This window comes from Pseudogulbenkiania subflava DSM 22618 (assembly GCF_900177275.1).
In the GTDB taxonomy this organism is placed as follows: Bacteria; Pseudomonadota; Gammaproteobacteria; order Burkholderiales; family Chromobacteriaceae; genus Pseudogulbenkiania; species Pseudogulbenkiania subflava.
This window is the reverse complement of sequence record NZ_FXAG01000014.1, coordinates 1-12,383: the sequence shown is the minus strand read 5'-3', so window position 1 is coordinate 12,383 and position 12,383 is coordinate 1. Positions and strand designations below refer to the sequence as shown.

Below are 12,383 nucleotides of genomic sequence, written 5' to 3'. Positions count from 1 at the left end.
GCGCTGCGCTATGTTGACCATTGGCAAGCTGGCCCAGGCGGGCGACATCAGCGTGGACGCGCTGCGCTACTATGAGCGCGAGGGGTTGATCGCCCCCGCAGCCAAGACCGACAGCGGCTACCGACTGTATGAGGAGGATGCGGTGCGCCGCGTCCGCTTCATTCAGCACGCCCAGGCCTGCGGCTTCACGCTGACGGAAATCCGCGAGTTGCTGCATCTACGCCAGAGCGACAGAGCCTGTTGCAACGATGTGCGGCAGCGCGCCATCGAGAAGAAGCTTCAGCTTGCAACCAAGATTCGCGCCATGCAGGTGATGTCCGCCGCGCTCGACCGGCTGATCGCCGAATGTGCCGACGGCACGCAGTCAGTCGATGACTGCCCGATCCTGGCCGCCTTGGAACAGGTCGATGACGACATGGAGCGTGCGTCGTGAAAGTCGAACTGTTCTATGCGCCGGGTTGCACCAAGTGCACCGCCACGAAGGCCGATCTCGAGGCTGCCGCCGAAATGGCCGCGACAGGCGTGGAGTGGTGTGAAATCAACGTGCTCGACTCGCTCGACCGCGCGGTCGAACTGGGCGTGTTGACGCTGCCGGCGCTCGCCATCGACGGCCAACTGGTGTTCACCACGCTGCCCACACCCACACAGCTCGCAACCGAATTACGGCATCGCCGGGGAGTGCAGGGTCATGGAGCTTGAAGCACTGCGGCAGGCCGTGGCGCAGGGCGCCTTGGGCGCAAGCGGCGTCAGCCTGCTGGCGGGCCTGTTCTTCAGCCTCAATCCCTTGGTGCTCGCGGCGCTTCCGGTGCCGCTCGCCTATGTGATCCGTGCCAGGTCACCGAAGGACGCCGCCCGCTACGGCCTGATGTTCCTCGCCGGCATGATTGGCGCGCACGCGCTGCTCGGCCTGCTGGCCGGTTTCGGCGGTCAGTGGGTAGAGACGCTGGTGGGCCGTTACTGGGGGCTCGTTCTCGGGCCGTGGCTGATCGGGCTGGGTCTGCTGTGGACCGGATGGTTCAAGCTTTCCCTGCCTGCCTTCGGATTCAAAGCCGCGCGCGCCAAAACGGCGTGGGGGGCGTTCGCCTTGGGTGTGCCGTTCTCGGTTGCAGTCTACCCGGCGTGCACGCCGGCGCTGGTCGTGCTGCTGGGCGCTTCGGCCGCTGGCGGCTCTCCCGTTCTGGGGATGGCAATGCTGGCCAGTTTTGCCGTGGGGCGCGCCATTCCGCTTGCGCTTGCGGCCTCGGCGGTGGGGTGGATGGAACAGCTGAGACCGCTGGGGCGTTTCCGGCGATCTTTCGAGCTGGCAGGGGGCATCCTGCTGATGTTCACCGGCCTCTACCTGCTCAACGCCTACTTTGTTTTCGTGCCGGCGCTGGCGGGATAGGAGCGATCATGACATCTGGCCAAGCGCACCCATCCAGCTCCCCCTCGGAATCCACTGCGCGGGGCACGACGCTACACTGGCTTGCGCTGCTGTCGTCGTCGGGCACCTTGGTCTGCTGTGCGGTGCCGATCCTGCTGGTTTCCATCGGCCTCGGCGCGACCGTGGCCACGATGACCAGTGCGCTCCCCCTGTTGGTCACCCTGGCTGCGCACAAAGCCTGGCTGTTCGCCGGTTCGGCCATGCTTCTGGCGTTGGCCGGCTATGCCACTTTTCGCACAGGTCGAGCCTGCCCGGCCGATCCAACCCTGGCCGCGGCCTGTCAGCGAGCACAGCGCCTGAGCGTGCGCCTGTTCTGGCTGTCGCTCGCCATCTGGGGCATCGGCTTCCTCACGGCCTATCTCGCCTTGCCGATACGCATCTGGCTGGGCTACTGAACCACTGGTGGTGAAAGCGATGGAGGTTCCCATGCGCAAGTTGACATTGAAAGCGGGATTGGCTGGCCTGGCCCTATGGCTACCGCTGCTGGCCTGGGGCACACCGATACAGGTCGTGGACATCGACGTGCAGGGCCTGACCTGAAAATCATCTAGCCGGCCTCCCGCCGCCGCAGTTGCGGCGGGGTTAAAGTGAGTTTGCGAACTTGCAATAACCATCGGAGGCCGGAAATGAAATATAGCGGAATTGACCTGCACTCGAACAACAGTGTGGTGACCGTGACGGATGAAGAAGACCGAGTCGTGGCGGAGAAACGGTTGCCCAACGACTTGGCGAAGATTCTGGCATTGCTCTCGCCCTGGCGCGAGGAGTTGGCGGGGGTCGTGGTCGAATCGACCTTCAACTGGTACTGGCTGGTCGATGGTTTGCAAGCGGCGGGCTTCAAAGTGCATCTGGCCAACACCACGGCAATCAAGAAATACGAAGGACTCAAGCACAGCGGCGACGAAACCGATGCGCGCTACCTTGCACACCTGCTGCGGCTGGGGATTCTGCCGACGGGAACGATCCTGGCGCCGGAGCAACGCGCCGTGCGTGATCTGGCCAGGAAGCGCATGCAACTGGTGCGCAGTCGCACCACGCACATCCTTGCTGTCGAGAACATCACCGCCCGCCAACAGAGTGCCCGTATCAGCAGCAATCAAGTGAAGCAATTGACGGCCGATGCCGTCGATCGAATGCCCTGGCCGGAAGATGTGGCGCTGGCGGTCAAAACCAACGTGGCGGTCATTGCCACGCTTTCCGCGCAAATCGATCTTCTTGAAAAGCGTCTGCAAGAAAAGGTGGGGGCGCGAACGGAGTACGGACTCCTCACCAGCGTGCCGGGCATCGGCCAGGTGCTGGCAACCACGATCCTGCTCGAAACGGGACCGATTGATCGCTTTGCCGCCGCCGGCAACTTTGCTTCCTACGCCCGCTGCGTCGACAGCGTGCGCACCAGCAACGGCAAGAAAAAAGGAGAGGGGAACACCAAGAACGGCAACAAGTACCTGGCCTGGGCGTTCGTCGAGGCGGCCAACTTTGCGCTGCGCTACTGCGCCGAAGCGAAGCGTTTCTACGAACGGAAGAAGGCGAAGACCAACAACGTGGTGGCGATCAAGGCGCTGGCGCACAAGCTGGCGCGAGCCTGCTTCCACATTCTGAAGGAGCGCAAACCGTTTGACGTGACGCGCTGCTTTGCATGAGTAACGACGGCGGCCGGCAAGCCCGGATTTGGGGACTGGAGTGACAGCCATTTGGTCTGAATGGGATGTCGTGCCGCCGTCACCGATTTGCAGTACAAGCGGATCGCCCGCAACGTGAGCCAGCCAAGGATTGGCGCCGGGGAACCGGCAACCACGGGTCTGTGATGAACCCATTGGACACGCTGCGGCACCAACGTTCTTCTGGGGCGGCGAAGCCGCCAGGGCGACAGGCAGTTTCATTGCCGCTCGCTTGATCCTGATGGGTGTCTGGCGCGATTCGTCGCAGCCATGATTTGAAGAAACGGGCGTGATCGGCAACTGCAAGCGGTGGATGAAGAGATTGAAAACAGGCGGCTGGCGCCGCCATGGGTTTGTGCGTTCGCTTGACTTGGGCCGGCTAATGGGTGTCCCTTTTGTGTTTACGGCTTGTCAAAGAACCTCGGCAAGACGGCGGGAGTCGCCAAGGCGGAGGTCGATCTCGATGCGCACCGCGCCCGCATCGAACTAAAGCCCGGCCAGCAGCCCGACATCGAGCAGTACAAGAAGATCATCCGCGACGCCGGCTTTACTCCAGGCGCCGCTCGCGTGCACAGTGAGGAGGGCCGGCCATGAGGGCCATTCCCATTGCCCTGCTGCTGATCGTCGGCACGGCCGCGCTGCCCGCATCGGCCATGGGGCTGCGCGCCTTCGTGGCGCTGCCGTTGGAACAGGGAGGCAGTGTAGTGCGGCCGCTGCTGGAACACGACCGCGACGCGGATACGACCCAGCTCACCACGGAGTTCGCCTACGGTCTGTCCGCTACCCAGACCCTCATGTTCGCCCTTCCATACCGCATCGCTGGCGGCAGCGGACAACGTGCCGGCGATCCGATGGCGTTCTATCGCCACCAGCTCTGGTCGGCTGACACCAATGTCGGCACCGCGCGCTGGTCCTTGCTCGGCGGAGCGGTGCTGGATCATGACGGCCATGCGCGAGCGCAGCTCGGCACGATCGCCACCTGGTTCCGCGAGCGACACGAAATCGACGCCGACCTGGTGGCAGTCGGACGCGGCAACGGTAATCCAGCCAGCGCCCGCTATGACCTGTCGTGGCAATACCGCCTGAATCCTGGCGAGCGCGCCTGGTGGATGTCGGTGCTGGAACTCGGCGGGCGCCGGCACAAAGGATCGAACATGACCCAGCAACTCACGGTCGGGTTGCAGCACATCGACGGACCATGGGTGATTGAGGGTGGGGTTGTGCACGACCTCAACAACCGCCACGACACCTCGGTGTTGTTGGGCATGCGCCACCACTTCTGAGAATGGGTCGTCCCCGATGGGCCCCGTCATTCTTGAGTCCGTCTTGACCTGCCCGCACTGCGGCTTCGCCAAGCATGGAAACCATGCCCACGGACGCCGGTCACTTCTACTACGAGTGCAGCAACGGCAAGACGCTGCTACGGCCCAAGCCGGGGACTGCTGCGTGTTTTGCTCGTCTGGGCCAGACGCGACACCGTGTAGGCGTTCATCGAAACCTCCTTTCCCTCATCCGGCGCAGCAGGATAGCTGCTTCACATCCTTGTTGAAGGTCTGCGCCGCGAGTTTCAGTCCCTCGACCATCGTGAGATACGGGAATAACTGGTCGGCCAGTTCCTGCACCGTCATGCGGCTGCGAATGGCCAGCGCTGCCGTCTGAATCAGCTCGCCCGCCCCCGGGGCCACCGCCTGCACGCCGATCAAGCGCCCACTGCCGGCATCGGCCACCAGCTTGATGAAGCCGCGTGTGTCGAAGTTGGCGAGCGCACGCGGGACGTTGTCCAGCGTGAGTAACCGGCTGTCGGTCTCGATGCCGTCGTGGTGCGCTTCTGCTTCGCTGTAGCCCACCGTCGCCACCTGCGGATCGGTGAACACGACTGCCGGCATCGCCGTCAGGTCCAGCGCCACGTCGCCGCCGGTCATGTTGATCGCCGCACGGGTGCCGGCTGCTGCCGCGACATAGACGAATTGCGGTTGGTCGGTGCAGTCGCCGGCGGCGTAGATGTGTGGCGCACTGGTGCGCATGCCGCGGTCGATGACGATGGCCCCCTGGGCGTTGACCTCGACACCTGCCACTTCGAGATTCAGGGAGCGAGTATTCGGCGCACGGCCGGTGGCGACCAGCAGCTGGTCGGCGCGTACTTCGCGGTGTTCGGTGGTCAGCACGAATTCCCCGTCCGCATAGGCGACCTGGCTCGCCTGGGTATGGTCCAATACCTCGATGCCCTCGGCGCGGAACGCGGCTGTTATGGCCTCGCCGATGGCCGGGTCCTCGCGGAAGAACAGCGTGCTGCGCGCCAGGATCGTGACTTGGCTACCCAGCCGGGCAAAGGCTTGTGCCAGCTCCAGGGCAACGACCGACGACCCGATCACGGCCAGTCGCTCGGGGAGCGTGTCGTTGGCCAGCGCCTCGGTGGAGGTCCAGTAGGGGGCGTCCTTCAGACCAGGAATAGGCGGAATCGCGGGGCTGGCGCCGGTGGCGATCAGGCAGCGGTCGAACGCTACCACGCGCTCGCCGCCGTTGCTCATGCGCACCGTAATGTGGCGACCATCCTGGAAACGGGCCTCGCCGTGTAGCACGGTGATGGCCGGGGTGCTCTCCAGGATGCCTTCGTACTTGGCATGGCGCAGTTCATCCACTCGCGCCTGTTGCTGCGCCAGCAGCCGCTCGCGCTGGATCGTCGGCGGTGTGGGTGGCATGCCGCCATCGAACGGGCTTTCCCGGCGCAGATGGGCGATATGGGCAGCACGGATCATGATCTTGGACGGTACGCAGCCGACGTTGACGCAGGTGCCGCCGATGGTGCCGCGCTCGATCAGCGTGACCCGTGCGCCTTGCTCGACGGCCTTCAGCGCCGCCGCCATCGCGGCCCCGCCGCTGCCGATGACGGCGATATGCATCCCATCGCCGATGTGGCCGGCCTTGTTGTCGCCCCCGCCGACCCATTCCTTTACCCTGTCTAACAGTCCACCTGGCACCGGAGCAGCTGGAGCGTCGGCCAGCGCTGCGCGATAGCCGAGCCCAGCGACGGCGGCAATCAGGGCATCAGGGGACGTGCCGGCTTCGATGGTGAGCCGGGCGCTGCCCTTGGCGTAGGACACCTCCGCCGCTTGCACGCCGGGCACGTTTTCCAGCGCCTCTTTGACGTGGGTCGCGCACGAGTCGCAGGTCATTCCGGTGATCTTCAACTGTGTCATATAGTTGTTCCTCTCAATTTGTTGTGACCAAGACGGTCAGCCGTGCTTCGCGGGCAACTCGCAGCCGTCCGGGCTACAACGGCGATGCGCCGGCGACACCAGATCCCAGATCGAGATGCCGACCATCAACGCCAGGCCGGTGTACACCAGGCGAGCCGTCCACCAGTGACCGAGCAACCAGACCGTTCCGGCGAACACGATGGCCGGTCCGATCATGCCGAGCAGGCTGCGGTGCCATTGCCGGTGGCGCAGCCAGCCCAGCGCATTCGCCAGCAAGGCCAAGGCGGCGAACAGCGGCAGCAGCTTGGAGATGAACAGCCCTTCGTATTCCTGCAGGAAGCCCAGGCCGATGGCCGCACCCAGGCTGGCGAGCGCAGGAAAACAGACGGCGCAGCCCATCGCCGAGAGGACGGCACCGAGTGCCCCGGCCTTGTCGGTGATACGCGCAATCGGTTTCATGGCATCACTCCAGACTCAGCGTTTGACGCTGGACGGGTAGCCCGCGTCCGCAGTTGCCTTGGTCAACTTCTGCACGCTGGTTTTGGCGTCATCGAAGGTGACGACGGCCTCGCGCCTCTCAAAACTCACGTCGGTCTTGCTCACGCCTTCGACCTTGGAGAGCGCTTTCTTAACCGTGATCGGGCAGGCGGAGCAGGTCATGCCGGGCACCGCCAGGGTGACAGTTTGCGTGGCAGCCAAAACCGGGGTTACGACGGCAGCAAATGCGATGGCAGCAAGCAGCTTTTTCATGGTGGATTCCTGATCAATAGAAGAAAGGCAACACGTAGGGGAACCCGAGCGCGACCACGACCAACGCGGCCACGATCCAGAAAATGAGCTTGTAGGTGGTGCGCACCTGTGGAATTGCACAGACCTCGCCCGGCTTGCAGGCTGCGACCGGTCGGAAGATACGCCGCCAGGCAAAGAACAGCGCAACCAACGCCGCGCCGATGAAGAGCGGACGGTACGGCTCCAACACGGTCAGGTTACCGATCCAGGCCCCGCTGAACCCCAAGGTGACCAGAACCAGCGGCCCCAGGCAGCAGGTCGAAGCGAGGATGGCGGCCAGCCCGCCGGTGACAAGGGGGCCACGCCCGCTTTGCGGTTCTGACATGAAATTATCCTTTCGAGTTTTTACTTGATGGTTTAACGTTAGTTCCGTAGTCAGGTACGGAGTCAAGCGACATGAAAGAAGATTTGGAGAACCTGACCATCGGTGCCTTTGCCAAGGCGGCCGGGGTCAATGTCGAGACGATCCGGTTCTATCAGCGCAAGGGCTTACTGCTCGAACCGGACCGGCCCTACGGCAGTATCCGCCGCTATGGCGAGGTGGACGTGGCACGTGTGAAGTTCGTGAAATCGGCCCAGCGCCTGGGCTTCAGCCTGGATGAGATAGGTGAACTGCTGAAGTTGGAGGACGGCACTCATTGCAGTGAGGCGGCTGAATTGGCCGCCGTGCGACTCGCCGACGTGCGCGCCCGCCTAGCCGACCTCGCGCGGATGGAGATGGTGCTGTCAAAACTGGTCAGCGAATGCTGCGCGCAGCAGGGTCATGTGTCCTGTCCGCTGATCGATGCGTTGCACGGCGGTTGAACGAGGGGAGTTCGACTCAGCGTGCTATTTTTCCGAATTCTGTGAGCTCCCTTATGACTAAACTAGATGATTACCTTGCCGCGGCCACCCGAGAGAACACCCGGCGCAGCTATCAGTCCGCCATCCGCCACTTCGAAGTCGAATGGGGCGGTTTTCTGCCGGCGACCGCCGATAGCATCGCTCGCTATCTAGTCGACTACGCCGAATCCCTGGCGATCAACACCCTACGACAACGTTTGGCCGCCATCGCCCAATGGCACGTCGAGCAAGGCTTTCCCGACCCGACTAAAGCGCCGGTGGTGCGTAAAGCCCTCAAGGGCATCCAGACGCTTCACCCCACACAGGAACAGCAAGCCAAGCCGCTGCAGATCGACCACCTGGCCCAGGTCGTCGACTGGCTGGATCAGGCGATCGGCTTGGCAAAGAGCCGACAAGATCTGGCAATGGAATTGCGCCACACACGAGACAAAGCCCTACTGTTGCTCGGCTTCTGGCGCGGTTTCCGCGGGGATGAACTGGTGCGCCTACAGGTCGAGTATGTCGAGCTGGAACCCGAACAGGGCATGCGCTGCTTCCTCCCGCAGAGCAAGGGTGACCGCCAGCTACAAGGGAAAACCTACAAGGTGCCGGCGCTCTCGCTGCTCTGTCCGGTGACAGCCTACACCGACTGGATCACGGTGGCGGGGCTAACCAACGGGGCGGTGTTTCGTGGCATCGATCGCTGGGGGCACGTACGCGAAACGGGGCTGCACATCAACAGCCTCATTAAGCTGATGCGCAGCCTGTTTGCCCAAGCGGATCTGTCCGCTCCGGAAGGTTTTAGCAGCCACTCCCTGCGCCGCGGCTTCGCCGGCTGGGCCAATGCCAACGGCTGGGATGTCAAAACCCTGATGGAGTACGTCGGCTGGAAGGACGTGAAGTCGGCGATGCGCTACATCGATGGCGCCGATCCTTTTGCACGTCAGCGCATAGAGCGCAGCCTGCCGTCATTGCCGTCTCAATCGCCCTGATCTGGCCTCAACTCAGCCAACGGCTCCACTTGCTCGGCTGCCTGCAGGAAAACCTTCGCTAGGTCACGGAACTCGTTCGCCAGTTCGGCGGCTTCCTCCCAGATATCCAGATCACCTGATGGCCGAGACAACGGGTTGCCATTCAGTACCGTGTGGGCCATGCCATGCAGCCGGAGCAGATCGTCCCGGATGCCGCCGATAGGTTTTAGCCGGGCTTGTAGTCCATCCAGCCTGTCGACCAGCTTCAGCAACGATGTCGTGTCAAAGCTGTCACGTAACGACTCGAGTCGCTTGGCATCGACGTCGCCATAGGGCGTCACCTGAAAGGTCGGTTCTGGCAGATCCATGTCATCTCCCTTACGTTGGCGTCGTGTGGCGCTGACGCCGAGCGATGGCCACCGCCTGCTGGAAAGTGTCATCGTGAATCCATGCTTCATGGGGCCGTTTGAGCTTCAGGTTGTACTCACCAAAGCGCTTCACATGGCTGACCTGGTAGGGGCTCAGGAAGGACACATCTTCTTCAGAAATTTTCCAGCCCTCCCGTTCCAGGACATTGAGCGTGCGCATCATGTCCACCGTGTTCTGCAGAATGAGTGCCGAAGCGATCAGGTCGTTGTAACGAAGGCGCTTCTGCTGTTCGTCCGGCTCGTTGACGGCAATGACATCACCACCAAAGGACAGCCACTTAGCGAAGCCGTTGTACGACTCGATCTTGTTGGTGTTGGCGGTCACCTCCTGGCGCAGCTCACGACTGCCAACCCATTCCAGCAGAAAGCCCGTGCGCACCACATTGCCAAGTTGCTGGGCAGCGAAATACAGGCGGTTCTTGCGGCTGTAGGAGCCCAATTTGCGCAGCAGTGTGGCCGAGGAAATCTTGCCGGCATGGATCGAGAGCGCCACCTGCATCAAATCCTGCCAATGCTTCTCAATGAGATCCCAATCCGCCGACTCGTCGAACAGGCGGTTGATATGCTGATATTTGGTGGCCTTGTCGGGCCGGTACAGGGTCAGGTTTTTCCAGTTGCGAATTCGCGGCATCAGCTTGATGCCCAACAAGTGGGTGAAGGCGAAAACGGTGGCAGACTGGCCTTGCGTATCCGCGTGCACCGTATCCGCCTCGACGCTCAGTCCTGCCTTCAGCAGGCCCTCGATCACATAGATGGCCTCCCACACGCCGGGCGGGATGAAGTGCCGGAACACGGCAATGTAGTTGTTGGCCACATGCCGGTAGGCGACAGCCCCCATCTTGCGGTAGCGGAAATGGTAGCCGGCCAGCAGGTTTTCGTCGTAGAAGTCGTACTGGGTACCGTCGGCTGCCACCGTCTTGCCATCGCCCCAGAGTTTGGGGAGGTCGAGCCGCAGGTAGACCTCGTTCAGCTCCCGTTGAGCGGCCTCCAGGCTCTCCAGCGAGAGGTGGCGACGGTTCACGAACGAGAGCATGTGGGCGGTCACGTTACTGTTGGCCAGGTGCCGGGCCGCCTGGGTAGGGCCAAGATTGCAGCCCATGGCGAAGATGGTCATCAGGTAGCGCTCGGCCGGCTGCTTTAATTTGGCCTCGTTGCCGGAGAGTGGTCCGAAGTGACGGGTAAAACCCATCCAGTGCTCAATATTGGCCAGCACATCCAGAATGTGTCGTGCCGGCATACGCTGGGTCAGCGCGTTCTGCAGCGAAATCGCGGAAGGCGGTATTTCCCGGGCGGTGACTTTCCGCAAAACCGGCTCACCGTTGGCGTCGAGCGCCACGTCACCACGGCATGTGGGAAATTTGTCGTCGAGTTGCTGTGCGGTCTCGGTCAGCCATTCACGCAGACCGCTCACGAACGACTCGGCATTGGCCGGCAGTCCAATTTTCTCGCAATAGGCCGGCAGCAACGCCTCACACTCCTCCCAAGGCAGCAGCTGCTCGCGATAATCGGCAAACTCTTCGGAGCCCGTCACGCTGAGGTCTCCAGAGCGCAGTTCATCCGCCAGATAGGAGAAAACACAGACCTCCAGGACGCGCCGATTTACACCAACCCCGTGCCCTAGCGACTGGAGTAGCAGCTTGCGCCAACGGTCCGATGCAAACGACAGGTCAACGTTTTCATCGATCCATTCAATCCGGTGCTTGTCGTGATAGGTTTGGATGACATCCAGTGCGTCCACTAAGGCCGTATCCTGGCTGGTGGGGAGAATCTCAATAAGACTGACTAGGCGGAACAAAATCGAACGATGGCTCTTGAAGTGTTTCCAGACCAAGGGTAGGTAATTGCTGCCGCTGGTGGCCTGCACCTGAGCGCAAGACAGGCGAATCTGATTGATGCCACCCACCGGTACCAGGTATTCCCGAATCTGGCCACCGGCCTTAGTGTCGTCCGGCTCTTGCTCGAGAATGGCCATTACGCTATCGAGCGTGCCAATCAGGCGCTCAACCTGGCCACGCTGTTTGGTCTGGATCTGCTCCAGCTCTTCCTTTGCCCGCTTGTGAATCGTGGTGACCCGGCGCAGGAACATCTCGGTGAGCTGATCACGGGCGCGAACCTGCATCCGGTGAATCAGTGCCAGCATGAGGGTGTACCGCTTGGGCTCGGTACATTCACGTAGTTCGGAAACATCATAAGCCTGCGCTTGGCTTGCAAAGTGGCGGACCTTTGTATCCGGCACCCCGGCGAATATGCCGTCCATTTTGCCGAGCGACTCGAGCCAGTCCAGATGATCGACCAGCATCTCAAGGTGCTTGCGAGTCGATCGCTTGGCCGACTTCTTCAGGTCGTTGTACTCGCTTTGCCGACGCTGAAGACTATCGGTCTGAAGCAACGTCGTAAGGGTCGTGATGTGGCTGGGGGAGAGCCGTCCGAAGACGGTACTGAAAATTCGTCCCTGGAGCTCTGCGTGCACACGTTCGGCGAGCTCATCCAGCGTACGAAACGCCGGCAGCTCAAAGCGTTGGCTTACCAAGCCTTCGATCACGGCATTGATGATGTCAACCCGCTGGTCCAGGAGCTCTGCAGCAGAGTAGGCGCACTTCTGTGCAGCCTCTGTTGCCGCGTGCCCATAGGCTGGGGAGACCTGCAGATAATCACGAACTGCCGCCATATGACGGTAGAGCGTGTGCTTCCCCGAGTAGTCAACTTGCACACGCTTGCTGTAACCGAAGGCATCGCGAATATGATCGATGATAGGCACAGGGATTTCATCAATCGCAGGGAAGTATCGCAAGTGTTGGAAGCTCTTCAGCAGGACGGCAAGGCCCAGCCGCAACGAAGCTGATGGGGTTTTGGTTTTCACCCACTCAACCTCGTATTCCTCAGGAGAAAAGTGCTGCTTTAACTCCTTGGGACCGTAGGAGGGAGAGAAGATGGGGTATGCAGTACGTTCAACCGACGCCATACAGCCTCCAGCGCGACTAACAGCAAACGATTGGCATAATGCCACGTTGTCATATCTGGCGACAACAACCAAACAATATCAACTGGTTATGATGTTGCATGGGGGAAATTCGGCTTCATCCCGGTCATACCCC

General features: G+C 61.8%; 14 protein-coding genes and 1 pseudogene. 9 read left to right on the top strand and 6 right to left on the bottom strand.

The annotated features are described in order from the left end of the window. Positions 1 to 10: 10 nt before the first annotated feature. The 7 genes and pseudogenes from B9N72_RS12875 to B9N72_RS12845 all read left to right on the top strand — a co-directional run bounded on the left by B9N72_RS12875 (position 11) and on the right by B9N72_RS12845 (position 4,364). Positions 11 to 433, top strand: coding sequence for a heavy metal-responsive transcriptional regulator (locus B9N72_RS12875; protein ID WP_085276283.1), 423 nt, complete (start codon positions 11 to 13; stop codon positions 431 to 433). After that, positions 430 to 699 (top strand): glutaredoxin family protein, encoded by a 270-nt coding sequence (locus B9N72_RS12870; protein WP_085276282.1) that lies wholly within the window; start codon positions 430 to 432, stop codon positions 697 to 699. Before B9N72_RS12875 ends, B9N72_RS12870 begins: the two co-directional genes overlap by 4 nt. Continuing rightward, positions 689 to 1,384, top strand: coding sequence for a cytochrome c biogenesis CcdA family protein (locus B9N72_RS12865; protein ID WP_085276281.1), 696 nt, complete (start codon positions 689 to 691; stop codon positions 1,382 to 1,384). The genes B9N72_RS12870 and B9N72_RS12865 overlap by 11 nt, the downstream gene beginning before the upstream one ends. An 8-nt stretch (positions 1,385 to 1,392) precedes the next feature. Beyond that, positions 1,393 to 1,818 carry a hypothetical protein gene (locus B9N72_RS12860; protein ID WP_085276280.1) on the top strand — a complete coding sequence of 142 codons (426 nt, stop codon included), beginning with the start codon at positions 1,393 to 1,395 and terminating at the stop codon, positions 1,816 to 1,818. A gap of 231 nt (positions 1,819 to 2,049) precedes the next feature. Continuing rightward, positions 2,050 to 3,063: an IS110 family RNA-guided transposase gene (locus B9N72_RS12855; protein WP_085276279.1), complete on the top strand. Its 1,014-nt coding sequence runs from the start codon at positions 2,050 to 2,052 to the stop codon at positions 3,061 to 3,063. Between the two features lie 417 nt (positions 3,064 to 3,480). Next, a pseudogene (locus tag B9N72_RS12850) lies at positions 3,481 to 3,675 on the top strand (heavy-metal-associated domain-containing protein); the annotation flags it as partial. Then, positions 3,672 to 4,364 (top strand): hypothetical protein, encoded by a 693-nt coding sequence (locus B9N72_RS12845; RefSeq protein WP_085276277.1) that lies wholly within the window; start codon positions 3,672 to 3,674, stop codon positions 4,362 to 4,364. The pseudogene B9N72_RS12850 and the gene B9N72_RS12845, both read left to right, overlap by 4 nt. A 225-nt stretch (positions 4,365 to 4,589) precedes the next feature. On the opposite strand, the gene merA is transcribed toward B9N72_RS12845, so the two are convergent. Genes merA through merT form a run of 4 tightly spaced genes read right to left on the bottom strand, consistent with a single transcriptional unit; the run spans position 4,590 to position 7,392 of the window. Further along, on the bottom strand, positions 4,590 to 6,278 hold the full coding sequence (gene merA / locus B9N72_RS12840) for a mercury(II) reductase (protein WP_085276276.1): 1,689 nt from the start codon (positions 6,276 to 6,278) through the stop codon (positions 4,590 to 4,592). 36 nt (positions 6,279 to 6,314) lie between these two features. After that, positions 6,315 to 6,737, bottom strand: coding sequence for an organomercurial transporter MerC (gene merC / locus B9N72_RS12835; RefSeq protein ID WP_085276275.1), 423 nt, complete (start codon positions 6,735 to 6,737; stop codon positions 6,315 to 6,317). A gap of 15 nt (positions 6,738 to 6,752) precedes the next feature. Next, on the bottom strand, positions 6,753 to 7,028 hold the full coding sequence (gene merP, locus B9N72_RS12830) for a mercury resistance system periplasmic binding protein MerP (protein ID WP_085276274.1): 276 nt from the start codon (positions 7,026 to 7,028) through the stop codon (positions 6,753 to 6,755). Between the two features lie 13 nt (positions 7,029 to 7,041). Further along, the gene (gene merT / locus B9N72_RS12825; RefSeq protein WP_085276273.1) at positions 7,042 to 7,392 is read right to left on the bottom strand and encodes a mercuric ion transporter MerT; all 351 of its coding nucleotides are present in this window, start codon (positions 7,390 to 7,392) and stop codon (positions 7,042 to 7,044) included. 71 nt (positions 7,393 to 7,463) lie between these two features. Between merT and merR the strand changes: the two genes are divergently transcribed. Then, entirely contained in the window at positions 7,464 to 7,871 is a 408-nt protein-coding gene (merR, locus tag B9N72_RS12820) for an Hg(II)-responsive transcriptional regulator (protein ID WP_085276272.1), read from the top strand. Positions 7,872 to 7,924: 53 nt separating this feature from the next. Further along, on the top strand, positions 7,925 to 8,881 hold the full coding sequence (locus B9N72_RS12815) for a site-specific integrase (protein ID WP_143477796.1): 957 nt from the start codon (positions 7,925 to 7,927) through the stop codon (positions 8,879 to 8,881). Here the strand turns inward: B9N72_RS12815 and tnpC are convergent. Both tnpC and B9N72_RS12805 read right to left on the bottom strand, forming a co-directional pair. Continuing rightward, the gene (tnpC, locus tag B9N72_RS12810; protein ID WP_085276270.1) at positions 8,869 to 9,228 is read right to left on the bottom strand and encodes a Tn3 family transposase post-transcriptional regulator TnpC; all 360 of its coding nucleotides are present in this window, start codon (positions 9,226 to 9,228) and stop codon (positions 8,869 to 8,871) included. The genes B9N72_RS12815 and tnpC overlap by 13 nt on opposite strands. Positions 9,229 to 9,238: 10 nt before the next feature. Then, positions 9,239 to 12,250 carry a Tn3 family transposase gene (locus B9N72_RS12805; RefSeq protein ID WP_085276269.1) on the bottom strand — a complete coding sequence of 1,004 codons (3,012 nt, stop codon included), beginning with the start codon at positions 12,248 to 12,250 and terminating at the stop codon, positions 9,239 to 9,241. Positions 12,251 to 12,383: the final 133 nt, after the last annotated feature.

Coding starts and splice junctions, on each gene's coding strand:
- B9N72_RS12875 (WP_085276283.1), top strand. CDS start 11: ATGTTGACCATTGGCAAGCTGGCCCAGGCGGGCGACATCAGCGTGGAC.
- B9N72_RS12865 (WP_085276281.1), top strand. CDS start 689: ATGGAGCTTGAAGCACTGCGGCAGGCCGTGGCGCAGGGCGCCTTGGGC.
- B9N72_RS12860 (WP_085276280.1), top strand. CDS start 1,393: ATGACATCTGGCCAAGCGCACCCATCCAGCTCCCCCTCGGAATCCACT.
- B9N72_RS12855 (WP_085276279.1), top strand. CDS start 2,050: ATGAAATATAGCGGAATTGACCTGCACTCGAACAACAGTGTGGTGACC.
- B9N72_RS12845 (WP_085276277.1), top strand. CDS start 3,672: ATGAGGGCCATTCCCATTGCCCTGCTGCTGATCGTCGGCACGGCCGCG.
- merA (WP_085276276.1), bottom strand. CDS start 6,278: ATGACACAGTTGAAGATCACCGGAATGACCTGCGACTCGTGCGCGACC.
- merC (WP_085276275.1), bottom strand. CDS start 6,737: ATGAAACCGATTGCGCGTATCACCGACAAGGCCGGGGCACTCGGTGCC.
- merP (WP_085276274.1), bottom strand. CDS start 7,028: ATGAAAAAGCTGCTTGCTGCCATCGCATTTGCTGCCGTCGTAACCCCG.
- merT (WP_085276273.1), bottom strand. CDS start 7,392: ATGTCAGAACCGCAAAGCGGGCGTGGCCCCCTTGTCACCGGCGGGCTG.
- merR (WP_085276272.1), top strand. CDS start 7,464: ATGAAAGAAGATTTGGAGAACCTGACCATCGGTGCCTTTGCCAAGGCG.
- B9N72_RS12815 (WP_143477796.1), top strand. CDS start 7,925: ATGACTAAACTAGATGATTACCTTGCCGCGGCCACCCGAGAGAACACC.
- tnpC (WP_085276270.1), bottom strand. CDS start 9,228: ATGGATCTGCCAGAACCGACCTTTCAGGTGACGCCCTATGGCGACGTC.
- B9N72_RS12805 (WP_085276269.1), bottom strand. CDS start 12,250: ATGGCGTCGGTTGAACGTACTGCATACCCCATCTTCTCTCCCTCCTAC.